Source organism: Nocardia bovistercoris (assembly GCF_015674855.1).
In the GTDB taxonomy this organism is placed as follows: Bacteria; Actinomycetota; Actinomycetes; order Mycobacteriales; family Mycobacteriaceae; genus Nocardia; species Nocardia bovistercoris.
In genome coordinates, this window is the sequence record NZ_JADMLG010000009.1 from 72,598 (window position 1) to 99,573 (window position 26,976).

At 68.6% G+C, this 26,976-nt stretch carries 25 protein-coding genes; 11 read left to right on the top strand and 14 right to left on the bottom strand.

Going from position 1 to position 26,976, the window contains the following annotated elements; all coding sequences use genetic code 11:
- Positions 1 to 139 precede the first annotated feature (139 nt).
- A complete protein-coding gene (locus tag IT779_RS21930) occupies positions 140 to 775 on the bottom strand; it encodes a hypothetical protein (RefSeq protein WP_196151273.1) in 636 nt (211 codons plus the stop codon).
- A 522-nt stretch (positions 776 to 1,297) separates the two neighbouring features.
- On the opposite strand from IT779_RS21930, the gene IT779_RS21935 reads away from it, so the two are divergent.
- From IT779_RS21935 to IT779_RS21950, 4 genes are all read left to right on the top strand, one after another.
- Positions 1,298 to 1,684, top strand: coding sequence for a rhodanese-like domain-containing protein (locus IT779_RS21935; protein ID WP_196151274.1), 387 nt, complete (start codon positions 1,298 to 1,300; stop codon positions 1,682 to 1,684).
- Positions 1,685 to 1,733: 49 nt separating this feature from the next.
- The gene (locus IT779_RS21940; RefSeq protein WP_196151275.1) at positions 1,734 to 2,801 is read left to right on the top strand and encodes a DUF4328 domain-containing protein; all 1,068 of its coding nucleotides are present in this window, start codon (positions 1,734 to 1,736) and stop codon (positions 2,799 to 2,801) included.
- Positions 2,798 to 3,559 (top strand): glycerophosphodiester phosphodiesterase, encoded by a 762-nt coding sequence (locus IT779_RS21945; RefSeq protein ID WP_196151276.1) that lies wholly within the window; start codon positions 2,798 to 2,800, stop codon positions 3,557 to 3,559. The genes IT779_RS21940 and IT779_RS21945 overlap by 4 nt, the downstream gene beginning before the upstream one ends.
- Before the next feature lie 65 nt (positions 3,560 to 3,624).
- Entirely contained in the window at positions 3,625 to 4,545 is a 921-nt protein-coding gene (locus IT779_RS21950) for a DUF5926 family protein (RefSeq protein WP_196151277.1), read from the top strand.
- Between the two features lie 344 nt (positions 4,546 to 4,889).
- On the opposite strand, the gene IT779_RS21955 is transcribed toward IT779_RS21950, so the two are convergent.
- The 4 genes from IT779_RS21955 to IT779_RS21970 form a co-directional block, all read right to left on the bottom strand.
- Complete coding sequence (locus IT779_RS21955) at positions 4,890 to 5,438, bottom strand: ferritin (protein WP_196151278.1); 549 nt, start codon at positions 5,436 to 5,438, stop codon at positions 4,890 to 4,892.
- Positions 5,439 to 5,585: 147 nt separating this feature from the next.
- On the bottom strand, positions 5,586 to 7,022 hold the full coding sequence (locus IT779_RS21960) for an LCP family protein (RefSeq protein ID WP_408637780.1): 1,437 nt from the start codon (positions 7,020 to 7,022) through the stop codon (positions 5,586 to 5,588).
- 96 nt (positions 7,023 to 7,118) lie between these two features.
- Positions 7,119 to 7,907, bottom strand: a complete 789-nt coding sequence (locus IT779_RS21965; RefSeq protein ID WP_196151280.1) for a CPBP family intramembrane glutamic endopeptidase — start codon at positions 7,905 to 7,907, stop codon at positions 7,119 to 7,121.
- 279 nt (positions 7,908 to 8,186) lie between these two features.
- Positions 8,187 to 8,948, bottom strand: coding sequence for a DUF2470 domain-containing protein (locus IT779_RS21970; RefSeq protein ID WP_196151281.1), 762 nt, complete (start codon positions 8,946 to 8,948; stop codon positions 8,187 to 8,189).
- A gap of 134 nt (positions 8,949 to 9,082) precedes the next feature.
- On the opposite strand from IT779_RS21970, the gene IT779_RS21975 reads away from it, so the two are divergent.
- From IT779_RS21975 to IT779_RS21985, 3 genes are read left to right on the top strand one after another with little or no spacing between them, the layout of a single operon-like run.
- Positions 9,083 to 9,514 carry a hypothetical protein gene (locus IT779_RS21975; RefSeq protein WP_332838906.1) on the top strand — a complete coding sequence of 144 codons (432 nt, stop codon included), beginning with the start codon at positions 9,083 to 9,085 and terminating at the stop codon, positions 9,512 to 9,514.
- Positions 9,515 to 9,561: 47 nt separating this feature from the next.
- A complete protein-coding gene (gene pheA, locus IT779_RS21980; RefSeq protein ID WP_196151282.1) occupies positions 9,562 to 10,476 on the top strand; it encodes a prephenate dehydratase in 915 nt (304 codons plus the stop codon).
- Positions 10,473 to 11,135, top strand: a complete 663-nt coding sequence (locus IT779_RS21985; RefSeq protein ID WP_196151283.1) for a histidine phosphatase family protein — start codon at positions 10,473 to 10,475, stop codon at positions 11,133 to 11,135. The genes pheA and IT779_RS21985 overlap by 4 nt, the downstream gene beginning before the upstream one ends.
- Positions 11,136 to 11,208: 73 nt before the next feature.
- On the opposite strand, the gene IT779_RS21990 is transcribed toward IT779_RS21985, so the two are convergent.
- The 5 genes from IT779_RS21990 to IT779_RS22010 all read right to left on the bottom strand — a co-directional run bounded on the left by IT779_RS21990 (position 11,209) and on the right by IT779_RS22010 (position 15,353).
- A complete protein-coding gene (locus IT779_RS21990) occupies positions 11,209 to 12,039 on the bottom strand; it encodes an ESX secretion-associated protein EspG (protein ID WP_196151284.1) in 831 nt (276 codons plus the stop codon).
- A complete protein-coding gene (locus IT779_RS21995; protein ID WP_196151285.1) occupies positions 12,036 to 13,205 on the bottom strand; it encodes a PPE domain-containing protein in 1,170 nt (389 codons plus the stop codon). Before IT779_RS21995 ends, IT779_RS21990 begins: the two co-directional genes overlap by 4 nt.
- A gap of 41 nt (positions 13,206 to 13,246) precedes the next feature.
- Positions 13,247 to 13,570: a PE domain-containing protein gene (locus IT779_RS22000; protein ID WP_196151286.1), complete on the bottom strand. Its 324-nt coding sequence runs from the start codon at positions 13,568 to 13,570 to the stop codon at positions 13,247 to 13,249.
- 284 nt (positions 13,571 to 13,854) lie between these two features.
- Positions 13,855 to 14,205, bottom strand: a complete 351-nt coding sequence (locus IT779_RS22005) for a metallopeptidase family protein (RefSeq protein WP_196151287.1) — start codon at positions 14,203 to 14,205, stop codon at positions 13,855 to 13,857.
- 2 nt (positions 14,206 to 14,207) lie between these two features.
- The gene (locus IT779_RS22010; RefSeq protein WP_196151288.1) at positions 14,208 to 15,353 is read right to left on the bottom strand and encodes a septum formation family protein; all 1,146 of its coding nucleotides are present in this window, start codon (positions 15,351 to 15,353) and stop codon (positions 14,208 to 14,210) included.
- A gap of 106 nt (positions 15,354 to 15,459) precedes the next feature.
- On the opposite strand from IT779_RS22010, the gene serS reads away from it, so the two are divergent.
- The 3 genes from serS (at position 15,460) to IT779_RS22025 (ending at position 20,069) form a co-directional block, all read left to right on the top strand.
- Positions 15,460 to 16,722, top strand: a complete 1,263-nt coding sequence (serS, locus tag IT779_RS22015) for a serine--tRNA ligase (protein WP_196151289.1) — start codon at positions 15,460 to 15,462, stop codon at positions 16,720 to 16,722.
- An 86-nt stretch (positions 16,723 to 16,808) separates the two neighbouring features.
- Positions 16,809 to 18,659, top strand: a complete 1,851-nt coding sequence (locus IT779_RS22020) for a putative bifunctional diguanylate cyclase/phosphodiesterase (protein WP_332838907.1) — start codon at positions 16,809 to 16,811, stop codon at positions 18,657 to 18,659.
- A 78-nt stretch (positions 18,660 to 18,737) separates the two neighbouring features.
- Positions 18,738 to 20,069 (top strand): MFS transporter, encoded by a 1,332-nt coding sequence (locus IT779_RS22025; protein ID WP_232541971.1) that lies wholly within the window; start codon positions 18,738 to 18,740, stop codon positions 20,067 to 20,069.
- Between the two features lie 261 nt (positions 20,070 to 20,330).
- On the opposite strand, the gene hisD is transcribed toward IT779_RS22025, so the two are convergent.
- The 4 genes from hisD to IT779_RS22045 all read right to left on the bottom strand — a co-directional run bounded on the left by hisD (position 20,331) and on the right by IT779_RS22045 (position 25,812).
- A complete protein-coding gene (gene hisD / locus IT779_RS22030; RefSeq protein ID WP_198428795.1) occupies positions 20,331 to 21,677 on the bottom strand; it encodes a histidinol dehydrogenase in 1,347 nt (448 codons plus the stop codon).
- A complete protein-coding gene (locus tag IT779_RS22035) occupies positions 21,674 to 22,798 on the bottom strand; it encodes a pyridoxal phosphate-dependent aminotransferase (protein WP_196151290.1) in 1,125 nt (374 codons plus the stop codon). The genes hisD and IT779_RS22035 overlap by 4 nt, the downstream gene beginning before the upstream one ends.
- Entirely contained in the window at positions 22,795 to 24,711 is a 1,917-nt protein-coding gene (locus IT779_RS22040; RefSeq protein WP_196151291.1) for an HAD family hydrolase, read from the bottom strand. The genes IT779_RS22035 and IT779_RS22040 overlap by 4 nt, the downstream gene beginning before the upstream one ends.
- Positions 24,712 to 24,828: 117 nt before the next feature.
- Positions 24,829 to 25,812 (bottom strand): DMT family transporter, encoded by a 984-nt coding sequence (locus IT779_RS22045; protein WP_332838908.1) that lies wholly within the window; start codon positions 25,810 to 25,812, stop codon positions 24,829 to 24,831.
- Between the two features lie 98 nt (positions 25,813 to 25,910).
- Here IT779_RS22045 and IT779_RS22050 point away from each other — a divergent pair, with 98 nt between their 5' ends.
- A complete protein-coding gene (locus IT779_RS22050) occupies positions 25,911 to 26,942 on the top strand; it encodes a TlpA family protein disulfide reductase (RefSeq protein ID WP_196151292.1) in 1,032 nt (343 codons plus the stop codon).
- Positions 26,943 to 26,976 lie beyond the last annotated feature (34 nt).

The window sequence follows — 26,976 nt, forward strand, 5'->3', positions numbered from 1 at the left end:
AGCCCCCGCTATTCCGGCAGCAGGCCGTCTTTCGGCGAACTCCGTCTTTCGTCGTACCCGCGCGCGTTCGATCGAACCATGTCCCACCCCGGCGGGCCAGCGGGGCATGACGGCCCGCCGCGGGACGGTGGAAGGGGATTCAGAGCGGGGGAGTGATACCGGGTCGGATCGTGCGCGGGTCGCCCGCGTCGTGCGCGGCCCACCAGCGCACCCCGCCCGCGATGAATTCGGCGAGTGGCACCTCGCGGCCGTCGGCGTCGTGAATGGTCATGCCGTCGAACCACACTCGCACGTCGAGTTCGCGCGGGTCGGTGCCCTCCTCCTGGGAGAACTCGAGCACGTGCGGGCAGATGTGGTTGTCGATGCTGGTGTCGAAACTGAGCAATTCGCCCCACAGCGTCCAGCCGCTGTCGTCGAGGTCGACGAATTCCCAGCCGTGCAGCCTGCCGCCGCCGAAGCTGCGGATGGCCTCGCCGAGATCTTCCAGGCGCAGCGGGAGCACCCTCGGCTCGAGATCGTCCCAGCGCTGTTCGCGCAGCGAGGCGGCGACCCGCCCGACGCCGGTGCAGGTCAGTGTGACCTTGTAGTCCTGTTCGGCCCGCGCGTCGTGATCATGCGACGCGCGCGCGTCGGCACGCAGCGTCAGCACTTCGAGGTCGAGGCGCAGCGTGCGCGCCACCGGGTCGACCTGTACTCCGAGGCAGGCGGCCTCGGAGAGTGCGGTGTTGAGTCCTGCCGTATCCGATCCTTCGACTAGCCCCCTGCTCACGTTCATGCCTCCAGGCTACCGACGGCAAGGTCGGGAACCGCGTATTTCACATTTTCATCGGTGTTCCTCGATTTTCATGGAACCGAATCGGGGTGCGCGCCGTCCAAGTAGTTGTCGGATCCGGATCGGCCACGGTTCCGCCGTAGCGGCGAATGACCGCTCCGGGATGTCAGGAGGGGAGTTCCGGAACGGTCGTTCGCAATGCTGCCCGTTCGCGGGAAGTCCATCGAACGTTCATCCGGAATGCCTTGTCACAGTTGACCCGCGGCAAATGTGGATCGCGATGCGATAGCTCGCCGCCCGGAGAGCGGAATTCGAAAGGATCGCTGACCACAACCTGTGGATCAGGCTGTGGAATTTGTGGATAACTCCCGTGTGGATATACACACCTGCCGCAGCAACGGGGCGCAGGGTAGGAATCGAAGTATATAACAAACCTGAAGTCCGAAATTACCCCGGTGTCCCCGCAGACGCTCTGGGACGCACCGGTACTCCCCCGCGGCGCACCGGTCGTGGCAGGATCGAATCGTGACAAGTCCCGAGATTCCGTCGGTTCCGGTGCATGAGCTACCCGGTCGATTCGACCGGACCGGGTCCACCGCGGACGGCGATACTACCGAAGCGGCCGCCACCGCGATCCTGCTCGACGTCCGCGAGGACGACGAATGGCGGCTCGGCCACGCACCGGGCGCCACGCACATACCCATGGCCGACGTACCCGCGCGCATCGACGAACTGGACTACGACGCCGCCCTCTACGTCGTCTGTCGACAGGGCGGCAGATCCATCGAAGTGGCCCGATACCTGGCGCGCGTCGGATTCGACCCGATCAACGTCAGCGGCGGCATGGTGGCCTGGCAGCAGGCCGGTCGCCCGGTGGTCGCCGACGGCGGCCATCAGGCGAAGATCTACTGACGAGGATGAAGTGTGCGGCGCCCCCGTGCGCGCCACTGAGGAGGCAGCCATGAGTACGGTGGTGCAGCCGTGTGCGCGTTGCGGCGCGCGCTGGGCGGTCCAGGGAAGCCCGATGCACTGGTGCCCGCGCTGCCGCGGCGTCCTGCTGTCGCCGGGACCGATCGACGCCGCGCCCGAACATCGCAACTACCGCTGGGTCGCCCGCCGACCCGACCACCGCCCGCGCCGCGCCGACACCGCGTCGCGCCCGCCTTCGGGCGCCCCCTCCTACTCGCAGATCCCGCGCTGGGGACTGGTCGACCACACGCCGGGCGCCGCGGAAGAACCGCGCCGAGGCATCATCGCGGGCTTCGGCGCGCGAGTGAACTCGCTGCTGGTGATCACCGCGGCCATGTTCGCCCTGGCCGCGCTCGGCGAGCTGATCCGCTACGGCATCCTGCTGCGCAACCGCACCAGGCTCATCGACCCGTGGGTGCTGCGCCTGTCCGACGCGCTGGTCACCGCCTCGGCCGCGCTGTCGCTGATCCTCGGACTCGCCGCCGCCGTCGCCCTGGTGGCCTGGCTCGTCGACGCCCGCGCCGCCGCCTACGCGCGAGCGGGCCACCGCGACCCCCGCTCGGCGCGCACCCTCGCGCTCGGCTGCCTGATCCCCGTGGTCAACCTGCTGTGGCCCGGCGTCTTCCTCACCGAGCTGGCGCGCCTGACCGACGACCCGCGCGGGCTGCGCGCGGTGCGCGTCTGGTGGGCGGCCTGGCTGCTCGGCGGCGCGCTCGCCGTCGTCGCGCTGCTGTGGCGCACCGCGGACTCGCTGCAGGCCAAGGCCGACGGCGTGCTGTTCACTGCGCTCACCGATGTCGGCGCGGCCGCGCTCGCGGTGCTGAGCCTCTGGCTGCCGCGCTATCTGGACGGCAGGACGATGCGCGGCGAGGAACGCGCCGCGCGGCGCTGGGTGTTCGCCGCGGATCCACTGGTCCAGGTCATCGAGCCGGTGCACCCGACGCCGGAGGACGTGGCGGACGCACCGGCCCTCCGGGATGCGCCCGCGCGGGACATCCCCGAAGATCGGGTTACCGACATCGCCGTGGACCGTCAGCACGAGGAGGTTATGGCCAAGTGAGCCAGGGCAGTCGCGCGCCGTTCGTCGTCGCGCACCGGGGAGCTTCGGCGGCGTGCCCGGAACACACGCTCGCCGCGTACGAGTTGGCGCTCGAGGAGGGCGCCGACGGTGTCGAATGCGATATCCGGCTCACCAGGGACGGTCACCTGGTCTGCGTGCACGACCGTACGGTCGACCGCACCTCATCCGGCACCGGCCTTGTCAGCGAGATGACCCTCGACGAACTGCGCGAACTCGATTTCGGCGGCGACGGCGAACCCGCCTCGGTGCTGACGCTGAGCGAGCTGATCGGACTCGTGCTTGATTGGCGGAGCAGGCCGACCAAGCTGTTCATCGAGACCAAACATCCGGTGCGCTACGGCGCCCTGGTCGAGAACAAGCTGCTCGCCGAACTCCAGCGCTTCGGCATCGCCACCCCGGCCTCGGCGGATCATTCGCGCGCGGTCGTGATGTCCTTCGCGGCCACCGCGGTCTGGCGCATCCGCCGCGCCGCGCCGCTGCTGCCGACCGTCCTGCTCGGCGAGTCCTCGCGATATCTGGGCGGGAGCGCGGCCACCACCGTCGGCGCGACCGCGGTCGGACCCTCGGTGAAAACTCTGCGTGACCACCCCGAACTGGTAGACAAGGCCGCCGCGGCGGGCCGCGCCACCTACTGCTGGACCGTCGACGACCCGGACGATGTGAAACTGTGCGCCGAACTCGGCGTGAGCTGGGTGGCGACCAACCATCCCGGACGCACCAAAGCGCTGCTCGGGTAGCCGGCCCGCGGCGCGCGGAGGCGGGATGCGTAGGTCGCGTCGCCGGGGTAGTAGTTTGACCATCCGTGGGTAAGAGCAAGCGCAACACTCCGAAGCCCGGTGGGAACCGGGCCCAGCGTCTGGCCGAACGCAAGGTGGCACAGGAGCAGGCGGCGCAGTCGGTCGTCCGTCCGTTCGAGGGTTTGGCCGCCGAGTGCGATCTGGTCGCGCTCCGCGAATTCGTGCCGTCGGCGACCGCGACGCTGAAGCTGTCCGCCGATGTGGCCGCCGAACGTTCGGTGGTGCTGTCGACGGTGCTACCGGGTGCGGTGGCGGCGCTGGTGCGCGCGGGCGAGCAGCCGGTCGGCTACGTCGGCGTTCAGGTGCAGACGCAGAGCGAGGACCCGGCCTCCGATATCGCCGCATCGATTCTATGGACCCAGTCCGCCGAGCCCGGTGATTCGCTGACCGCCGCGTCCATCGCGCCGGGCGGGCCGCGCCTGGCCGACGTGATCGATCCCGGCGCGGATCTCGAGTTGACCGTGCACCAGGATTTCGACTGGTGGGTGCCGGAGGGCGTGCAGCCCGATCCGCAGGTCGCCGCGACCATCGAGCAGGCCAAGCAAGCGATCATGCCGTCGGCGCGCCTGGATCTCGGTCCCGACGCGGTCGGTGCGGCCTGGTGGGTCGACGCCGGTGAGAAGGCGCATATCCGCTGGGTGCGGCCCGAGGACGAGGACGCGCTGATGCTGGCGCTGGCCCGCCTGCACGCCGCGGGGGCGTTGCAGCTCGGCGAGGGGTCGCGTTTCGCGGGTTCGTTCCGCACGCACGGTCTGCTCGTGCCGGTCTTCGATCTGGATCCGGAGCGCCATCCCGACGAATGGGTGGATGCGGCAAAGGAATTCGGCGCGAAGTTGACGGCGGCGGTGGCGGTGGACGCACCGTTGACGGCCGAGGAGCGGCGCTCGCGCGACGGACTCCGGTCGCGTCAGGTCACGCTGCGCTGAGCGCTGGTCGGGTGCTGCGCTGAGCGCGACATCAGGTACGGCCTGAGCCCGGCGAATCTTCCGCAAAGAATTTTGTGAAAAACACTCCTTTCTGAACTCTGCTCGGTTAGGTTCTCCCCATCACCGCAAGCCGGTGAGGGTGTGGGAAACCACACCGAACAGATGAGGAAAGCAGGTACACCATGGAAGTAATCGTCGGGCTGCTCACGGCACTGCTCAGCTCGCTGAGCGCGTCGTAATACGATTCGTCAATCCATAGCCGCGGCGCACACCACGGCTAACACCACGTTCGAGTGAGTCGGCCCAGCTCGTCGCGAAGAGCTGGGCCCGCACCGGAAATTCCGTCAGAGGTGACCGCCTGCGGTGGCGGGCGCACCGGCGGTATCGACCGTTCCGCTCAATTCGCGGGACACATAATTCTCCAGGTCGAACAGATTCGCGCCCGCCCGCTCGGCGACGGTGAGCAGCGTCGACATCTTGGCGACCTCCTCCACCTGCTCCTTCAGGAACCACTGCATGAACTGTTCGCCCAGATAGTCGCCCTCTTCGCGGGCCGTGCTCGCGAGCTGGACGATCTGCTCGGTGACGGTGCGCTCCTGCGCGAGCGCCAACGCGATCGGATCGCGCACGCCCTCGAAATCCGACCGGGCCGCGTCGATGCCGGTGAATTCCACCTCGATATCCCGGTCCAGGAAATACCGCACGATCATCATCGCGTGATTGCGTTCTTCCACCGCCTGCTTGTAGAAACGCTTGGCGAGTACCGGAAGATCGGCTGTGTCGAACCACACAGCGATGGCGATATATTGATGTTCGGCATTGAATTCGTGGCGGATCTGATCGTGTAGTAGCGCGTGGAATTTACTTCGGGAGGCTTCGGTACGACTGGACATGCGACCGACATTAACGGCGGTCGCCGCGCCTGTCATCCAAGCGCACCCTTATCGAGCGCACCCTAATTGAGGCAAGTATTACCTAATCGATCCGGTGTAATTCCATAATTCCCGCGACATTCACGGCAGCCGTTTCCGGCGCCGCGACTACTGGCTGAGCAGATCCTCCGGCACCGGTTTGTCCGAGGCCAGCGCCTCGAAGAACCGACTCGCCTTCGTCTTGTCCCACAACACCACATTGCCGCTTGAAGTGTCCTCGAAGCCGCCGATCGGCACCGTCGTGGCCACCGTGTCGCCGCGCATCGACCAACCGAGTTTGCCCAGATGCCACAGGTGATCGCCGTTGTCGACCTTAAGCGATCCGACCGTGTCGGAGGCCAGCGGCCACAGCGTGAACGGATTGGCCAGGGTCGCGCCGCTGGTCGCCTTCTTCAGCAGCGCCGCCATGAACAGGCGCTGATTGTTCATGCGATCGATGTCGGCGAGCGCGGTGGCGCGGGTGCGCACGAAACCGAGCGCGGTCGGGCCGTCCATGGTCTGGCAGCCCGGCTGGATATCGATGCCGGCCAGCGGGTCGTTGATCGCCTTCGGCACGCACACCTCGATACCGCCGAGCGCGTCCACGATGCCGGCGAAACCGGCGAAACCGACCTGCGCGTAGTGATCGATGTGCACTCCGGTGGCGATCTCGACGGTCTGCACCAGCAGTTGCGGTCCGCCGATGGCGAAGGCGGCGTTCAGTTTGTCCTTGCCGTTGTCCGGGATGCTCACGTAGGAGTCGCGCGGCAGGCTGACCATGGTGGTCGCGCCCGATTTCGGGATGTGCACCAACATGATGGTGTCGGTGCGTTCCGGCCCGACCTCGCCGCCGGTCGCCAATTCCTGTTCCTGCTCCGAGGACAACCCGCCGCGACCGTCGGAACCGACCAGCAGCCAGTTGGTGCCCGGGGTGTCGGCGACGCGGTTCGAATACTGGACGAGCGCGGCGATGCGGACCAGTTTCCCGTCCAGATGGAACACCGCCCCCGCGATGGCGAGAATCAGCACGAGCAGGAACACCAGGAACCAGCGGAACGGATGGCGCTTGCGGCGCTTGCGCGGCCGGTCGGCGCGCCCCTGACCGGCGGGCGGCGGACCGGGCGGCGGCTGATTACCCTCCCGCTGCGGCATCGGCCGCGGCGCGGGGGAGTGGCGGCGCGGCGACTGCCGGTCGTCGAACGGTTCGGGTCGCTGGGTCGGCGCGTGGGTCTGGCGCGGCGCGCGCGGCGGCGGGTTGCGCGTGGCGGCCTGCTCGGGCGGGCGCTGCGAGTAGGCGAGCGGCGGCGCCTTGTCCGCGTCACGTCGCATGACCTTCGTCGGCTCGACCTGGCGCGGCGCCTGGTCGCGATTCGGCGGCGGTTGACGCACGCCGGGACGCCCGCGCGGATCGGGCTGCTGTCCCGGATTCTCGCGCTGTTGCGGCTGCCGGCGTGGGTCGGGATGCGGACGCGCGGGCGGTTGCGGGCGGCGCGCGTCGGGCTGTCCCGGAGGCGGCGGCGGTACCCGGTGCCTGCGGGCGTTGAACTGGGGATCGTCGCCGTTCATCATTCCGACTCTAGGTGATCGTTGGCTGCCGTGAAGGCCGCGTCACAGAGGGTTTTCCGTACGCTCCCTCATAGATCACACGCGGACTCGCCACCGTTACGGCAGCCAAGAGATGTGACCTCGCAGCAACGAATATCCGATGTAGGCGACCGCATCGATGGTCGCATGCGCGAGGATCAACGGCCACAGTCGCTCGGTGCGCTGCCAGAATCGTCCGAATATCAAGCCCATGACCAGATTTCCGAGTCCGCCGCCGAGTCCCTGGTACAGGTGGTAGCTGCCGCGCAGCAGCGCCGAGGCCGCCAGCGCGGAGTTGTCCGACCAGCCGAGCGCGCGCAGCCTCGTCAGCAGGTATGCGACCACGATCACTTCTTCGGCCACCGAATTCGCGCAGGCCGACAGCAGCAGCGCGGGCAGCCGCCACCAGTGCTCCTCGAGCGAACTCGGCACGATGGTGACGCTGAACCCCATGGCGTGCGCGACCAGGTACAGGCCGAGGCCGGGCAGTCCGATGATCGCGGCGAGCGCGAGTCCGGGAGACACGTCCGCGCGCAGGCGCATCCGCGCGAGCCCGACCGCCTTCGGTCCGATACCGCTGCGCCACAACAGATAAAGCCCGAGCGCCGCCCAACCCGCCAGCCGAAGCACGCCGAGCAGTTGGTACAGCAGGTCGATCAGCGAATGCGTCGACCGCGAAGCGTTGAGCGCCACCGTCCTTCCGCCGACGCCGCCGGGCGCGAGCGCACTGTCGATCAGCGAGAGCGCGGCACCGAGGCCGCTCAGTCCGAACGTGATGGTCAACACGATCGCGATCTCGATCCGGATCGCGAAACGCTGCCGAACCGAGTCGGGGTCGTTCCAGGTGCCGTCCGATTCCGCGCGCATGCGCACGAATCTATTGCCGCCCGCCGTTTCGTGGGCACCGGGGTGGTCCGCTGGATTCCGGATGCCACCGGACGGGTCCGCTGTCGTTCCGGCCGTAGAAGACGCCGATGGCAGTCGGCTGGAGAAGGTCAGCTGGAGAAGGTCGGCTGGAGAAGGTCGGCCGGAGGAGCGCGGCAGCGGAGGAGCGCGGCAGCGGAGGAGCGCGGCAGCGGTGGGCGCCACAGCCGGGATCGGCTCGTCGGAATCGACCGTGCCGATCGGTTCGCTGTCGGCGGTTGTTCAGATGCGGCGCAGGCCGTTCAGGAACGGGCAGCCCGCCAGGGTGCGGACGGCGCGGCTCAGTGCTTCCACGTCGTCGGCGGGTGCGTTGAACGGGAGCCGGAAATCGTGGTCGCCGTCGACGCCTTCGACGCGCAGGGTGATGCCGTAGCGGTCGATGGCGAGCGGATGCACCGCGCCGCGTTGCAACTTCGGCGGCAGGTGGCGGGCGAGTTGGGCGACCATGTCGGCGTGGTCGGCGTCCATGTGTTGCAGCCAGGCCGATTCGACGGCGCAGAACGGGTCGGGCTGGGCCATGCGCAGGTCGTCGACGCAGACCGCTTCGGCGCCGGTGGCGTCGGCCATCACGGCCGAGCCGATCATCAGGCGCAACAGTGTCGAGGTGTGGCCGATGTCGAGCAGGTCGGGGTGCGGGTGGTCCTTGGCGACCTCGGCCGCAAGCGCGCGCTGCGCGGGCACCGGAACCGTGCGCACCACGCCGCGCAACCACACCAGCGCGCGCACCGGTTCGCGCAGCGGCAGCGGCGCGTGGTCGGTGAGTTCGAGCACCGCCGCGGTGCCGCCGGGGCCGGACCGGAAGATCTGGGTGGCGGCGGTGGAGTCGGCGGGGATCGCGATCACCACGTCGCCGCACTGGCGCAGGTAGTGCACGGAGGTCTGGGTCGGGTCGACGCCGGGCAGTGCCAGCACCGCATGCTCCGCGTGGGCGCAGGCATTGCGCACTCGCTCGGCAGTGCTCGGCGTGACTGTCGTGTTCGGCATGCGGACCTCCCGAAGGAACGGTGTAGAATTAGGTAAACCTAAGCTAAGTGAACGGGACTCGATCTGCAAGGGTTCCGTTCATTCGATATCGGACCGCCGGTAACCCGCCCGCCGCCGCCGGATACCGTGGGGACGTGGTGAACGGAGCGCACGCGGAACACGACTCCACCGGGCAGCCGGTGCTGATCTCCCTCACCGCGCCCCCGCGCCGCGCCCTCGCCGACGGCCTCGTCCGCCCCGTCGGATCCGGTGCGGCGCACACGGTCCCACGCCTCGACGCCCACCTCCCCGACCCCGAAGTAGCAGACTTCCTCGCCACCGTCGTACACACCGACACCGGATTCGTCGCGCGCACCGACGACGGCGCTCGCGTGCTCGCGGTCATCGCGGCAACCGTCGCGGCACTGTGCGGCGAAGACATCCGCACGGCGTTGACAAGTCCGGACATCGATTTCCTGCGCGCCCTCGAACCCCCGGCTGTCGAGGCATTGCGCGGCGTGCTGCGGGCCGTCGAAACCGATCACCCCGATCCGGTGCACGCCGCGCTCGGCATTCTCGCCGCGTAGGCCGCGATCTCGGAGCATCCGCCCCGCACGCCAGTAATCTCGTAGGCGTGCCGCGAATCGCGTACTTCGGACCCTCCGGAACCTTCACCGAGATGGCCTTGGCCGACCTCGAGACCTCGGGCGTCTTCGACGCGCCCGTCGAGCGCGTCCCCGCGCCGAGTCAGGGCGCCGCGCTCGACCTGATCCGCGCGGGCGAGGTCGATGGCGCCGTCGTCCCCATCGAGAGTTCGGTCGAAGGATCGATCTCCGCCACCCTCGACTCCCTCGCCGTCGGACCCCGTCTGCAGATCATCGCCGAAACAGAACTCGAGGTCAGCTTCACGATTCTGGCCCGATCCGACACCGCCCTGTCCGATGTGCGCGTACTCGCCGCCTACCCGGTGGCGGCCGCCCAGGTGCGCGAATGGGTGGCCAGGCAGCTCCCGGAGGCCAGGCTCTACACCTCGGCCTCCAATGCCGCCGCCGCCGAAGACGTCCTCGCGGGCCATGCCGACGCCGCGGTCTCCACCGCGCTCGCGGGCCAACGGCTCGGACTCACCGCGCTGGCCTCCGGCGTCGCCGACCACGATCAGGCCGTCACCCGTTTCGTCCTGGTCACCCGCCCGCGCGTGGCGCCGCCCGCCACCGGCGCCGACCGCACCTCCATCGTGCTCGAACTGCCCAACGTCCCCGGTTCCCTCATGCGCGCCTTCGCCGAATTCGCGACCAGGGGAATCGACCTGACCAGAATCGAATCACGGCCGACCCGAACGGGTCTCGGCACGTACCGGTTCTACCTCGACTGCGTCGGACACATCGACGACGCCGCGGTGGCCGAAGCGCTCAAGGCGCTGCACCGCACCGCCCTGATCCGTTTCCTCGGCTCCTGGCCCGCCACCTCGGCCACCGGCACTCCACCACCGTCCGACGAAGCGGCGGCGCAGTGGCTGATCCAACTACGAAAGGGGGTGGCGGACCTATGAACGGCAGACTGATCCTGGTCCGGCACGGGGAGACCGAAGGCAACGTCGCCAAGATTCTCGACACCAGGCTGCCCGGGCTACCGCTCACCGAACGCGGTGCGGCACAGGCGAAGACCTTCGGCGCCGGACTCCTGACCAGACCCGCCGCACTGTTCTCCTCCGCCGCCCTGCGCGCCCGCCAGACCGCGAACCACATCGAGGAGGCGACCGGGGTGTCCGCCTCGATCCTCGACGGGGTGCACGAGGTGCAGGTCGGCGATATCGAGGGCCTCGGCGACCCGGACTCGCACGAACTGTTCCAACGGGTGTACCGGGCCTGGCACGAAGGCGATCTCGCGCAGCGCACACCCGGCGGCGAATCCGGCCACGAGGTGCTGGCCCGCTACCTGCCCGTGGTCGAAACCCTGCGCAGCGCCTATCTGAGCGGGCCCGACGCGGGATCCGTCGTCGTGGTGAGCCACGGCGCCGCGATGCGTCTGGCCGCGCGCGCGCTCGCGGCCGTCGAACCGCCCTTCACCACCAACAACCACCTCGACAACACCGAGACCATCGAACTGGTCCCCCGGGTGGAAGGCGGCTGGGAATGCGTGCGGTGGGGTCGCTTCATCCCGCCGTTCACGCTGGAAGTGTCGCCGTCGCCCGACGACCCGATGGGCTGAGCCCGACGACCCGATGGGCTGAGTACGCAGAATCCGCGCCCGACCGCACGGCGGTGCGGTCGGAGACGCGGCGTCAATCGCGGCGAGTCGGCTTCGGGAACTCCCGACGCACCGGCAGCGAGTTCATCAGGTCCAGAAGCGCTTGGCGCAGCCTGGCATTCGTGCCACTGCTGATCGAAGACCATTTGGTGCCGTCGTCGGACAGGCTCGCGGTGATGATGAAGCGCCCGCCGCGCGTATTGAACACGGCGATGTGGTTCTCGGCGATATCGCGAGTGCCGTCACCGTAGATCACGCCGGAAATCTGCGCGTGCGAGTGGATGTCGACCAGCGCGGACGCGAGAACTTGCGCGTCGCGAGCCGGATTGCCGATCTTCGCCAGCCGGTTCGCGGTGGCCGCCGCATCGCCGGTATCGGCGAAAATCGGTGCCAGCAAATCGGTCTGAGCATTCATGCCGGTGAGTTCGAGCGGTTCGGCGGGGCCGAGGGCGGCGATGATCGGCGCGGGCAGATCCTCGTCCACCTCGTCGATCACGTAGGACTGCGGCCCGCGCAAGGCGATGACGACGAGTTCATCGCCCCGCGCGAGACACATGCGGCTGATCTGTCCGTCGACCACCCACCGCAGCGCCAACACCCAGTGCGGGCGATTGAGCGTGCGGAGCCGGTCCTCGAGTTCCCGATGGACCGCGCCGTCGATCACCAGATCCCGCTCGGTGAGTGACCGGGCGGCCGCGGCCATCGCCGCGTCGTGGGCGTTCACATTGTCGTAGCGCCCCATCGCCTGCAGGACGATGGGCATATCGTCGGTCTGCAATTCCTCCATGAGGAACTGCATCTCGTCGAGAGACAACACGACGCCCTCGAGCAGCGAAGGGCCGCGGCCCTCACCGAGGATCGTCACTTAGCGGACCCCGAGGGCTGGGCTCCGATCACACCCTCCGCGGCGTACCGACCATCGTTGAAGTGATCGCCGTGCAGGTAGTCGCCGCCCTTGTGCTCGTGCTCGTCGTCCTGCTCGGCGCGCGCGTTGCCGAGCAGCGGGCTGCTCGACGTGGACGCCGCGGAACGGACCGGTGCGGCCTCCACACGGGCGACGGCGCTCTCGGCGACCGGCGCGGCGGCGGGCGAGGAGCCGATCGTGGCGCCCGAACCCCAACCCTCCGGCAGCTTCAGCGAACCGCCGTTGACATTCACCGACACACCGCCCGCCGAGGCGGAACGGGTGATCGCCGAGGCGCTCGCACCCGCGCCGACCGCGCCGACACCCATCATCATGGGCGCCGCCGCGGTACCGGCGACAGCGGGAGCCGGCATGCTCGTGGCCGCCGCGATCGCTGTCGCGCCGATGTTGCCGACCGTGCTCACACCGCCGGTGGCCACGGTGCCTGCCACATTGGCGACCTGCGTGGCCGCGCTCACCACAGCCGGGTTGTTGATCGCCGACACCGCGGCCCCGATCGCGGCCTGCACCGGATCACCCTGGAACGCCGTATCGGGCGACTCGGTGGCCTCCGCGGTGCCCGCGCCGTTCGCGATCGGCGGCGGGTTGTTGAACTCGCCGGGCGTCAACACCATCGCCGAAGTGGCGGCCTCGTAGGTCTCCATCACCATCGCGGCGCGCACGTCCATGGCGTTCTTGGTGACCTCGGCGGCCTCCAAGGCGCCCGACACCGCGCCCGGCGGATTCGCCGACGCGACGACCGCGCCGTTGGTGGCCACGATCTCCGGCAGGCTCGGCATCGCCAGCGACGCGACCGTGTACGCCGTGGCATTGGAAGCGGCCTTCGACGCCATCGTGGTGGCCATCGCGCTCTGCTGCTCCGCCCAGCCGGTGAAACCGACCAGACGCGACAGCGCCGCGACACCGTTGACACCCTGCATGCCGACGCCCAGCTCGGCGACGACACGGGTGACGGTGGCCGTGGCATCGAGCCACGCGGCCGTCAAACCGCCCCACGCGGTGGCCGCGGCCGAGATCGGCACCGCGTGCGCCCCCGCGTTCAACAGCGTGGAATTCATCTCCGCCATCCGGGGCAGCCAGAAGACCCCCGTAATTCCTGCGGTCATGTTACGTATCTCCCCTTGGGTAGTGTTCGGCCGGAACCCGCTCAGGCGCCGATGGTTCCGGCGACTCCTTGCATGACCCCCGCCTTCACCGCGTCCTCACCGATATGGGTGGCGAGCTGCATGCGCAGGATCGCGGCGGCGTGATGCAGTTGCAGTTGGGCGTTCGCGATCGACCCGTCGTGCGTGATCGCGGCCTTGTTCAGGTGCTGAGAGGCGTGAAACGACACCTCGTCGGCCCCCGAGGGAATGACATGCGTCGCGGGCGCGGTGATCGCCGCGGCGGCGCCGAGCCGCTCGGCGAGCAGATCCAGCTCAGCGGCGGCGGCGAGAACGGCTTCGGGCGAGATGTTTACCAGGCCAACCATGACTCGACTCCTTCTAGTGGCGGCTACTGGGCGGAACCACGAGAATTCCCCCTTCAAGCAATTGGACGCGACGCACCAGCGATCGGTTCCATAATATTTGCCGTGTCTTTTGGCGTCGCCTTCGGCGCCGCGGGTTCGCGGCCCCTTGGGTCTCGCGTCCCAGCGGTCGATACTTGCTCCTGCGTCGCTTTGTCTCGACCGCTGGGACGCGAGACGGCCGCGAACCGACTTGAGTGTTCCCCCTTGGTGGTTGCGTGTCCAGAGATGGTAGTTCAGGCGACAGCTTAGCCCCAGCCTAGTTCGTGTAGGCGGTCTTCTTCTATGCCGAAATAGTGGGCGATCTCGTGGATCACGGTGATGGCCACCTCGTCTACGACCTCGGGCTCGTCTTCGCAGATCTCCAGGATGGCGTCTCTGTAGATCGTCACCGTGTCGGGGAGGGAGCCGCCGTAGTGGCTGTCGCGTTCGGTCAGGGCTATGCCGTGGTAGAGGCCGAGGAGGTGGGGGTCTTCGGGGTTGCGGGGCTCTATGAGGATCACGACATTGTCTATGGCCCTGGTCAACTCGGGGGGAATCCGGTCGAGGGCGTCGGCGACCAGTGCTTCGAAACGGTCGTCGGACATGGACACAGCCATGGTCAGCGCGGTTGGGGCTGGGGTGGGAGGGGGGCCGCGCCGGGGAGGGGGGCCGGGGTGGAGCGGCCGGAATTCGGCGGGGGGACGGGGGCTTGGCCGTTGATGAGGATTTCGCCGCGGGCCGAGCCGGTGATGGGGGCGAAACCTTCACGGTCGGCGCCCTTTCCGATCATGCAGTCCAGTTTGCGGCTGCCTGCCAGCCAGCTGCGGGCGTCGAGGTAGTCGAAGAACAGGGTAAGGGTCTTGTTGCGGACGGCGTCGGGGGAGCCGAGGTAATCGGTTGCGGCGCGGGTGCATTCGTCTTCGACGAAACGGTCCTGTTCGTCCTTGGACGGCGGGCCGCCGGGGAATTTGGCCGAGAGGTCGACGGTGGAGATGATCTCGACGGCGTGCGGCTGGGCGCAGTCGACCGGGTCGGTGGGCAGGTTCTGGTTGATTCCGAGGCAGGTGCCGGGTTCGAAGACCTTCGACTGGTCGTGTTCGACCACGCTGCCCGACGCGGTCAGCGGAGTGCCGGAGCTGCCGGAGTACTGCACGCCGCAGCGCAGCGTGCGGTCGCCGTGCTTCCAGCCGTCGGGGCTCGGGTACATGAGGCCGACCACGTAGCGCCCACGCGGGTCGAAACGCCCGCCGAGGTACTGCTGCACCGAGGGCACGCAGTGCTCCTCCTTCAGCTCGGTGAGCCGCAGGGAGTCGGGAAAGCGTGAGCCGGGGCCGAATTCGACGCCGGGATACTTGCCCATGTCGATGTCGGCGGCGACCTCGAACAGGTGCTTGTTGCCGCAGGCGACCTTGACCAGATCCGAGCGGTCCGGTTTGGTCCAGCTCAGGCAGTCGCCGCGGGCCGCGGTGCCGAACTCCTTGTCGAGCACGGTCTGGGGCGGCTCGTTCGGGCTGTGCGCCTCCAACCCCTTCTCGTTGTCGAATCCGGTGACGAACAGCCCGACCAGCGACGCGATCACCGCGCCGACGGCCACCGTGAGCAGCACCCAGCGCAGCTTGGACGCCGAAAGGTGCACGGCCGACTTGCGGTCGATGATCAGCGATCGCGGCAGCGACTCGCCGCGCTCGGGCTCCGAACCGGCCGCGCGCGACGGCGCGCCCGCGCTCGGCGCCTGCGGATCCTGGGGCACATCGTCGGAGGACATCGCGGTCCATCATGGCAGTGTCGGAACGCGGCTGCCACGACCCGGTCGAATCGGGCCGGTCGTGCCCGCGAATCGCGCCAGCGCGCGCCGACTAGGCTGAGCACCCATGATCGACCTCCGACACCTGCGGGACGACCCGGAAGCCGTCCGCGTGTCGCAGCGCGCCCGCGGCGAAGACCCGGCTCTCGTCGACACGCTGCTCGCCGCCGACGCGGCCCGGCGTGCCGCGGTCGCCGCCGCCGACACGCTGCGCGCCGAACACAAGTCCATGGGCAAACTGGTCGGCAAGGCGTCCGCGACCGAGCGCCCCGCCCTGCTCGCCAAGGCCCAGGAGATGTCCGCCGAGGTCAAGAAGGCCGAGGCGGCTCAGCACGCGGCCGACGCCGAGATGGACGCGGCGCACCGCGCGATCTCCAACGTGGTCGCCGAAGGGGTGCCAGCGGGCGGCGAGGACGATTTCGAGCTTCTCGAAACCGTCGGAACGCCGCCGGAATTCGATTTCACCCCCAAGGATCACGTCGAGCTCGGCGAATCGCTCGGGCTCATCGACACCGAACGCGGCGCGAAGGTGTCCGGTGCGCGCTTCTACTTCCTCACCGGCTACGGCGCACTGCTGCAACTCGGCTTGTTGCAGTTGGCGGCGCAGCGCGCGGTCGCCAACGGCTTCACGATGATGATCCCGCCGGTACTCGTGCGCCCCGAGATCATGGCGGGCACCGGATTCCTGGGTCAGCACGCGGCCGAGGTATACCACCTCGCCGACGACGACCTGTACCTGGTCGGCACCTCGGAGGTGCCGCTGGCCGGCTACCACTCCGGCGAGATCCTCGACCTGTCCGCCGGTCCGAAGCGGTACGCGGGCTGGTCCTCGTGTTTCCGGCGCGAGGCGGGCAGCTACGGCAAGGACACCAGGGGCATCATCCGGGTGCACCAGTTCGACAAGATCGAGATGTTCGTCTACACCACCCCCGAGCAGGCGGCCGAGGAGCACCGGCGGCTGCTGGCGTGGGAGCGGGACATGCTCGCCGCCGTCGAGCTCCCCTATCGGGTCATCGATGTCGCCGCAGGCGATCTGGGCAGTTCGGCCGCGCGCAAGTTCGACTGCGAGGGTTGGGTTCCCACCCAGCAGACCTACCGCGAACTCACCTCAACCTCGAACTGCACCACCTACCAGGCGCGCAGGCTGTCGGTCCGCTATCGCGACGAGAATGGAAAACCGCAGATCGCAGCCACTTTGAACGGTACTTTGGCGACCACGCGCTGGCTTGTCGCGATCCTGGAGAACCATCAGCTAGCCGACGGCTCGGTGCGGGTGCCCGCGGCGCTCGTGCCCTTCGTCGGCGCCGAGGTGCTGACCACGAAGTCGTGACGAACAGGTAAATAGCTGCCGGTTCGCGGAACCGGATTAGCGGGATGTGGCATCCGACGAGATCCGTTGTGTCTAGGCTATTGTCCGTGCGAGGAATCGGGGCGCGCGGCGATACCCGAACGCGGGTGCGGGCGGCATCGGCGCTGGCGACGGCAATGGTGATGGCGCGGACCACCGGGGCGTTCTACGTCATGGGCGGTGTGCTCGGCCTGGTGATCACGGCCATCGCGCCGGGTGACGAGGGTAATCGACCGCTGGTCGGTACGGCGGCAGCCATTGCGCTGGTGCTGGGTCTGACGCTGCTCATATGGGGGCCGCGGATGCCGCACGGCATCCACCACGCCTACGTAGCCATCGCGACGGTGCTGGTCACGGTCGCGATCCACTCCTTCCCGAACACCGTGGGCGCGATCAGTCTCGCCGCCTTCTATGTCTTCGTCGCCTGCGACGCCGCGTTGTTCTTCCGCTGGTCGCAGGCGTCGGCGCATCTGGCCTTCGCCATGGTGCTCTGCCTGTGCGTGCTGCCGACGCGGGGGCTGGAGTGGTGGTCGGGCCTGATTCCGGCGGGCGTCACCTTCGGCGTCGGGGTCGTGGTCGGCATTCTGACCAGGATGGCGTCGGAGGCCGATATCGATGTACTCACCGGTTTGCTGAACCGACGCGGCTTCGACCGCGCCCTCAATTCCGCGATCGAGGCCGCGACCCGCAGCGGGCAGGGCCTGTCGCTGGTGCTGGTGGATCTCGACCGCTTCCAGAAGATCAACGACCATCTCGGTCATCGCGCGGGCGACGCGGTACTGCAGCGGGTGGCCGACACCTGGGCCGACCTGATCGCTCCCGATCAACGCCTGGCGCGCTATGGCGGCGACGCGTTCGCGCTGCTGCTGCCCAACACCACCGAACAGGCCGCGATCCTGCTCACCGAGAAATTGCGCGCGGCGGTGACGACGGGCTGCTCGGCCGGTGTCACCTCGTGGCAGCCAGGTGAGTCGGGTTCGTTGCTGGTCAGCCGCGCCGACGTGGGTCTCTACCGGGCCAAGCAGGCGGGCCGCAATCGCACCGTCCTCGAGTCCTCGCGGCAGCTGCCGCTCGCGGTGGAACTGCGCGAGGCCATCGATCGCGGCGCCCTCGACGTGCACTACCAGCCCATCGTCAGCCTCACCGAGGGCGGCGGGAAGGCTGTCGGCGTCGAAGCCCTGCTGCGCTGGTCGTCGAGTGCGCAACCGGATGTCACCACCGAGGGACTCATCCGGGTCGCCGAGGAGTACGACCTCATCTCCGATCTGGACGAGCTGGTGCTGCGGCGCGCGTGCGCCGACGCGGCCCGGCTCCAGGACACCTTCGCCCAGCTCGACCTGACGCTCAACGTCAACGTGAGCGGGCTCGAACTCGCCGAGTCGGGGTACGCCGAGCGGGTCGCGGGAATCCTGGCCGCCACCGGCTGGCCCGCCGACCAGCTCGTGCTCGAGGTCACCGAGAGCGAGTTGGCGGCCGAATCCCAGACCGCGATCGCGAACCTGCACACCCTGCGCGACAGTGGCGTCCGTATCGCCATCGACGATTTCGGCACCGGCTACTCGTCGTTGAGCAGGCTGGCGACGCTGCCCAGCGACATACTCAAGGTCGACCAGTCCTTCGTGGCCGCCATCCGCTCCGATTCGCCCGCGCCCCCGCTGCTCGGCGTCATCGCCGCGCTCAGCAGCGCGCTCGACCTGCAGGTGATCGCGGAAGGCGTAGAAACCGAATACCAGGCCGCTGTGCTCACCGAACTCGGTTTCGCGCTGGCGCAGGGTTACCACTACAGCGATTCGCATCCGGTGTCGGAGCTGATCAGCGACCTGAACGAAGGACAGGGCCGGATCGGTCCCGGCGCGTCCGAGCGCGGACTCGACGACGACGCTCGCCACGCCGCCAACGGCTGGCTCCCCCTCGGATAATCACTTGACCGACGCCGCGGCGCGATCGAAGCTATTGGCATGCGTCTGCTCATCTACGGCTGTTGATCTTTCCGCGCTTTGACGGCCTCACTGCGGGGCCGTAACCACGACGTTCGTGGGCTCGCCGTGCGCGCGGTCCTGTTCCGCGGTTCACGTGACCTCATCCCGCTGTACGCGCTCTACGCGCTGCTGTTCGCCGACCACGGCCTGAACACCGCGCAGATCTCGTTGCTGCTGGCGATGTGGTCGGTGACGGCGTTCGTCCTGGAGGTGCCCTCGGGCGCCTGGGCGGACACTGTGTCGCGGCGCGTTCTGCTGATCCTGAGCGCCCTGCTCATGTGCACCGGGTTCACCGTGTGGACCGTCGCGCCGTCATTCCTCGGCTTCGGCATCGGATTCGTGGTGTGGGGTGTCGCCAGCGCGCTGGAATCGGGAACGTTCGAAGCGCTCGTCTACGACGAACTGGCCGCATCCGATGCCTCCGCGTCCTATCCGAAGATCATGGGCTACACCCGCGCGGCACAGGAGTCCGCTGTGGTCGTGGCCATTCTCGCGGCGTCCCCGCTGTACGCGTGGGGCGGATATGCGCTGGTCGGGTGGGTGAGCGTCGGCATCGCCGGGCTGCACTGCCTGATCGCGCTGACCCTGCCGAGCCCGCCCAAGGCGGTATCGGCCGCCGACGTCGAGGACTTGGACGACGACGCGCCCGCCCCGGTCCCCTCGAATCCCGGCGACATCCGATCGGCCGGCAGTGCGGCCCCGACGACCTTCACCCGGTACCGCACCATGCTGCGCGACGGGATCGGCGAATCCCTTCGGGTGCGCCGGGTGCGCTACGGCGTGCTGCTGATCGCCCTGATCTACGGCGTCACCGCCTACGACGAGTACTTCGCGCTGCTCGCGCAAGACGCGGGCATATCCACCACGATCGTCCCGCTGCTCGTCGGCGTCACCGTCCTCGGCTCGCTCACCGGCTCACTGGTCGCGGGCCGCACCGAGGCGATGTCGGGGCGCGTCATGGGCGCGGCGTCGGCCGTCGGCGGCGCGCTGTTCATCGGCGGCGCCATCGCCACCGGACTCGCGGCCCAACGCCCCGGATTCGCCTACCCGCTCGCGGTCATCGGCTTCGTTGCCATCGGCATCGCGTACGGCATCGTCTTCAACACCGAAGTGGTCGCGGAGGCGCGCCTGCAGGACGCGATCGAAGGCAAGGCTCGCGCCACGGTCACCTCGGTCTCCGGACTGCTGTCGGAAGTGGTGGCGTTGGCGGTATTCGGCTTCGTCGCCGTGGTCACGCGCTGGTTCGCCCTGTCCACGACCGTCGCCCTACTCGGCGCCGCCATGCTGGTGACCGCTGTGGTCGCGCCCGCGTGGCTACCGCGGCGAGTCGATCGCGCAGACGAGGACTGAGCATGCCGGGCTGCCTGACCGTTCGTGGTGACACCAGGCACGAGCCGCCCCGCCTCGCCTACGTGAGTTCGATGACGGTCGGAGCGGTTGAACCGACGAGAACCGTGTCTGTCGTGGCTCGCCGACCGGCCGCAGCGGCGACGAGCGCGAGTTGCCGATGTGGCCTGACGACAGTCGGAACGGTCTGCGGCTCGCGTTCACTCGGTCCGAAAGCGAGACCGTACCCGCACCGCGCGGGTGCGGGGACGAACCGCCGGTGTCTCAGTGTGCGTCGGCCTTCTCGACCCGCTCGAGCACGTGCCGCGCCGCCGCCTCGTGGGCCGGGAAACCCTCGTAGGCGGCGAGTTCCACCGCTCCCGGACCGATGCGGCGCGCGCCGTCGGCCGAGACGTAGGCGAAGGAGGAGCGCTTCATGAGTTCCTCGACGCCCATGCAGGAGTAGGTGCGGGCGTTGCGGCCGGTCGGCAGGATCGCGTTCACGCCGATCGAGAAGTTGCCGTAGGGGATCGAGGCGTACTCGCCCAACAGCACCTCGCCCGCGTGCTTGATGGACGGCAGCAGTTCGAACGGATCCCGCACCAGCACCCGGAGGTGTTCGGGCGCATAGGCGTTCACGAAGTCGACGGACTCCGCGACGCTCGCGGTGATCACGACGCCGCCGTAGTTGGCGAAGACCGCGGTGCAGTTGGCCCTGCGGCGGTCGGGGAGTTCGGCCACGAGACCGTCGAGCAGTCCGATGACCCCGTCGGCCAGTTCGGCCGAATCGGTGACGAGCAGTACCGCCGAATCCTCGCCGTGTTCGGCCTCGACCAGCAGTTCCCGCGCCACCGTGAGCACATCCGCGTCGCCGTCGCAGAGCACGACCGATTCGCTCGGCCCGGCGGGCGGACCCGGATTCACGACACCGGCGAGCATCCGCCGCGCCGCCGTGACGTACTGGTTGCCCGGACCGAGGATCTTGTCGACCTTCGGCACGGTCTCGGTGCCGTAGGCCATCGCGGCGATGGCCTGGGCGCCGCCGACCTTGATCACGTGCCGCACACCACACAGGCGCGCCGTCACCAGGGAGGCCGCGTCCACGGTGCCGTCGGGTCCCGGCGGGGTGCACACCACGATCTCGGGGACCTCGGCGATGATCGCGGGCACGCAGAGCATCATCATCACCGACGGGAACGAGCCCTTGCCGCGCGGAACGTAGAGGCCGACCGAATCGATCGGCGTGACCCGCTCACCGGCCAGCACACCGGGAACGACCTCTTCCATCCATGTCTGTCGGGGCAATTGCGCGCGGTGGTGCTTGCCGATGTTCTCGATGGACCGCGCGATCGCCGCGCGCAGATTGTCGTCGACCAGTTTCTCGGCGGCCTCGAATTCGGCCTCGGACACCCGCATCTCGCTCGGCGAGAGGGTCGCGCGATCGAATTCCGCCGTGAACCGGACCACCGCGGCGTCACCTTCGGCGCGCACCGCGTCGACCACCGTGCGCACGGTCGCTTCGACGGCCTCGAGATTGTCCTGCGCACGCTGCTCCAGCAACCGCCGCCGCTCGGCCGTCGAGAGTTCGCTCAGGACATAACGGTTGATGTGCAGCGTGTCGGTCACGGTCACCTTTCCACTTCTTCCGGACGATTCTGGACCGAATCACCCTGTACGTAGGTACGGAAAACCTCGACGAACTTCCGCATCTCTTCCAGCGACCCGAGGCTGACGCGGAACAACCCGCGCAATCCGGGAGCCGACATCGAGCGCACCAGAATCCCGGCGTCGTGCAGGTAGGCCACGGCGGCGGCGCAGTCGTCGGGTCGCACGAGCAGGAAATTGGCCGAACCCGGCCACACCGGTACGCCGATTTCGGTCAGCGCCCGCACCACATACGGTTTCACGACCCGCACCGCGTGCGCGACCTCGCGCTCCATCTCCTCGACGCGGGCGAGCTGGGCCGCACCCGCGACGATGGCCAACTGGTTGACGTCGAACGGGTTCTGGAGTTTGCGCAGATGCCCGATGATCTCCGGCGCCGCCACCACATAGCCGAGCCGCAGCCCGGCCATCGCGAACGCCTTCGAGAACGTGCGCAGCACCATGAGATTCGGGTACCGGGTGGTGAGGCCGGCGACCGTGTGCCCGGTGTATTCGTAGTACGCCTCGTCCACGATCACCGCGATATCGGGATGGTCCGCGATCACCGATTCGACGTAGTCGATGTCGATGGCGGTCCCGGTGGGGTTGTTCGGGTTGATGAGGGTGATCAGGTCGGGGCGCTCGGCCCGCACGGCCGCGCTGAACTCCGCGTACGGGAATTCGAAGTCGGGGCCGTACGGCACGCCGAGTATCCGCCCGCCCACCGCGTCCGCGACATGGTGGAACACCGCGAACTCGGGTCGCGCCACGGCCATCGAACCGCCGGGCGGCAGTGCGAGCCGCACCGTGAGGTCGATGCCCTGATCCGAACCGTTGGTGGCGAGCACGTATTCGGGCGGCACCCCGACGTAGTCGGCGATCAGCGGTTGCAGCGGGCCGGGCTCGGGATAGGACTGCGCGGCCACGCCGTCGACGCCGCGCACCAGCGCGTCGCGCACCGACGCGGGCAGCGGCGCGGTGTTCTCGTTGCGGTCGAGGCGGATGAACGCCGAACGGTCGAGGTCGAGCCATTCGGGGATGTACGGTGACGCGCCAAGCACGTGGTCGGCGATGCGGAAGGGCACCGCCGCGGATTCCGACGTGGTCATGCCAGCGTCGCCTTTACCCCCGGTGCGAGGGAACGCCGATGCGGGTTGACCGAGAGCAGTCCGGCGATGGCCGTGCCGAGTCCGCGGAACAGCAGCGGCCAGCCCTTCTCGGGATCGATGTCGCGGTCGACGTGCACCATGACGCTGGCTTCCATGCCGCCGGAGAGGCCGTCGATGAAATCGTCGAGATCCTCGGTGAACAGGCCGCTCGGCAGCGTGTGCCCGACCAGGAAGCGCCTGCGCAGGTCGGCGAAGGTCTCGTCCATCGGGACGAACTTCCAGAACTTGCGGCCCTCCATGCTGATCCCGACCCGGATCGGCGAATGCTCGTCGAGGTTCTCGACATTGCTGCCCGCGCCCTGGATGCCGAACTCCTCCATGCGCTCGATGGACATGTGCTTGAGCGCGCGGCCGAGCGCCATCCCGACATCCTCGGTCACCACGTGACTCGAATTCAGCCGCGTGGCCTCGAACAGCACGTCGAGCCGCAGGCCCGCGCCGATCGCGAATTCGCGCAGCAGTTCCTCGATGCCGGTGACATCGATGGTGTCGGCGACGTCGACGGTGTAGCGCACCGACGGCTCGTCGATCTCCACATCGATCGCGACGACGCTCTCCGCCGTCCTGCGCTCGACCTGCGCGCTCCACGGCGACGCGCCACGCACCACCCAGCCGCGTTCGACCGGCCGCTCGAACGAGTCGGCGGCGCGCTCGGCGACGACCGCGGCGCCCTTGGGTTTGACCGGCGCGGCGGGCCGCTCGTTGACCATGCGGTCCAGGGCGATGCCGACGCCGCGGAACACGCCTTCCCAGGTGTGGTGCGGATCCTCGAAGCTGGCGATGCGCACGTCGATGTTCACGCCCGCGCCCACGGCGAGCCCGTCGAGCAGCCCGACCAGTTCGGAGCCGCGTGTGACCTGCTCGACGCGGCTGTTCAGGAACCACTCCAGGTCGACCTGGCTGGAACCGTCGATGGCGACCTCGCCGGGACGGCGGGTGTCGACCACGACCTCGGCGCTGCCGTCATCGATCATGCCGATGGTGCGCGCGGTGGGCCGGTGCAGCGAATACCCTCGGATCTCGGCGCCGAGCGCCAGGCCGAGCCAATGCCAGTCGTCGTTGCGCCAGCGCAGCTCGATCGAGCAGCCGAGCCGCCAAGCGATGTGCTCAACCATGTGACTGGCGAATTCGTTCGGGGTCAGCAGCGTCTTGTTGGTGATGCCCGCGCGGCCCAGCGACACCGTGGACGGGGCGAAATCGAGGTAGCAGTGCGTGAGGAACCCGGACTCGGCCAGTTCGCGATAGCTGTTCGCGCCGGTCGCGACGCCGATGGTGACACAGCCCGCGTCGTGTGCGGCCTGCGCGCCGACCAAGGAATCCTCGATCGCGACGCATTTCGCCGGCTCGAGCCCGAGGCGGCGGGCGGCCTCGAGATACATGTCGGGTGCGGGCTTCTTCCGCAGGCCCGGCACGTCGTTGCCGACCACGAGATCGACGGTGATCGACGAATTGGTCAACGTGGTGCGGATCTCGGCCTCGGGGTTGTTCGACACCACCGCGACGCGCAGACCGGCGGCACGCGCGGCCGCCATGATGTCGATCACGCCCTCGTGGATCGTCATCGTGATCTCGCGGCGCCGTATCTCGTGGCCTTCGACCAGTCGGTCGATGCCATCGGGACTGATGCCGAGGCCGCGGCTGTCGGAGATGGCGCGCCAGAAATCGGGCAGTGACAGCGCGAAATGGGTGCGGATGACCGAATGCGGTACCTCGGTGGTCTTGCCGAGTTCGGCGCGCAACATCCCCTCGACCACTTGGTAGTCGAGGGCGAGCGAGTCGATGATGACCCCGTCGAGATCGAAGAGCATGGCCTCGATGCCCTCGGGGATGGCGAGGCGACCAGCGAGAAGCATGTCGCGATCATACCTGGGGGCCTGCCGCACCCACGCACTGTATCCGGGCATGCGTGCTCCGTATGCTATAGCACACACCGTCCGCTGTCAGGGGAACTCGGGCGGTACGTTGCAAGTTCAACCGTTCGACGGAGCGTGACGTTCCCCGGGGCGGCGCACGGTGGCGACGCCCACCGCGACCAAGGTGAGCGCACAACCAGCCACCGCCATCGGCGAGATTCCCGCGTCCGTCGGGGCGACCACATCCAACACCAGCGCGGTACCGAGTTGCCCGGCCACCGACGTCAAACCGAGCAAAAGGACCCCGAGCCGTCCGACGGTCACCGCCGCCAATGCGATGAATCCGACGCCGATGGCACCGCCCAGATAGAGCCACGGTTCGGTGGGCAGATCGAAGCCGCGACCCGAATTCGCCCAAAGGATCGACTCCAGCGCGAGCAATGCGACAAGGCCGACGCCGAAGTTGACCAGGGCCGCCGACATCGGGCCGCCGACCGCGGCCACTCGGCCGTTCACCGCCTGCTGCCAAGCCAAACCGACGCCTGCCACGGCGGGGGCGGCGATCAACAGCCAGGTCGGCGAGTTGTCCAATGTCCGCGGCAGCGCAGCGGCGACGCTTCCCGCTCGCGAATGATCGAGGCCGGCCAACAGCACCGCGCCGATGGCGATGGCCGCACCGCTCGCACGCGCCACGGTGACCGGTGTGCGGCCGCCGGGGGCGAGGCCGAGGCGGTCTACGGCGAGACTGCTGGACAGCTGGCCTGCTACGGCGGCGACGGTGAATGCGGTGACGCCGATGGCGGCGATGGTCAGGCCCTGGCAGCCGACGAACAGTGCGCCGCAGAGTCCGCCTGCCAGTTGCCATGGGCGTAGGGTTCCGTCGGCGAGTCCGCGGCGGACCTGGTCGGCTCCTTGGCGTAAACGGCTACTCGATGCGAAAGCGGCGCCGAGGATGGCGAATCCGACTGCGAAACTTACTGTCGCCGCGGCGATTCCGTCGTGTAGGCGGACGCCGAGGGCGCCGTTGATCCGGCCTTGCACTGCGACGCCGGCGCCTATGCAGAATCCGCAGACCAGGCTCCAGGCTGTTCGCTTGTCCACATTCGCACGGTACCTGTGCGCGGTCGGTCCTTTGTTTCTCGTGTGGGTTCGGTCGATTCGTGGCCTGCAAATGTTCGTTGGTGTGCGATGGTGCGGGGATGCTGATCGAATACGGGGTGTGGGTTTCGCGGCTGGTGGTCGGTGTGGTCTTCGGGCTCGCGGCTTGGGGGAAGATTTTCGACAGAGTCGGGACGCTTACGGCGGTAACGGATTTCGGGGTGCCGGTGCGTTGGGCGCCTGCTGTGGCCTATGCGCTTCCGGTGGTGGAGGTTGTGGTCGCGGTGGGGATGCTGCCTGCGGCGACCGCGTTGCTCGCGGCGGGAGTGGCGCTGATTCTGCTCGCGATTTTCACCGTCGCGGTGTTGCGGCTGCTCGCCCGGGGGCAACGTCCCGCCTGCTCCTGCTTCGGTGCGCTGAGCGCGACGCCGATCGGGTCGGCGACGGTGGTGCGCAACGGTGTGCTCGCGGCGCTGGTTCTGCTCGCCGCCGTCGGTTCGGCGGCGCGCCCCGAGGTGCCCGCCGGTCTGCCTGTGCGCGACATCGTCGGGCTGGCGCTGGTGGCGCTGGTGGCGGCCGTGCTGATCCGGCTGCACGGCGCGGTCGACGGACTGCGTAAGCGGCTCGACGCGCAGGCGCTGTCCACCCTCGGTGCGGAGGGGCTGCCGGTCGGCGCGGTGGCGCCGGAGTTCGAACTGCTCGATGTGGACGGCGCGCGGACGACTCTGGAATCCCTGCTTGCGCGTGGTGCTTCGGTGCTGCTGGTCTTCGTGCACCCGGGTTGTGAGATGTGCGCGGCGCTGGCTCGGGAGTTGCCTCGGTGGCGGGCGCGGACCGGGGGCGCGCTGTCGATCGTTGTCGTCGGGAACGGTGACGCCGAGGAGCAGGCCGCTTGGGGTGCGGCGCAGGGGTTGGGGGAGATTCCTTCGCTGGTGCAGCAAGGGAATGAGGCGGCGTTGCGATATCGGGTGCGTGGAACCCCGTCGGGTGTCCTGGTCGATGCGGACGGACGGGTCGCGGCACCTGTGGCGCGCGGCGCGATCGCGGTGCGCGAATTGATCTTGTCGGTCAAAGCGGGAAGGCGACCGCAAACCGTGGGAAGGGAGGACCGGCGCGCTGGTAGTCCGGTCTGAGTCGTCCGCTCGGTACGGATATCCCCGGTCGAAA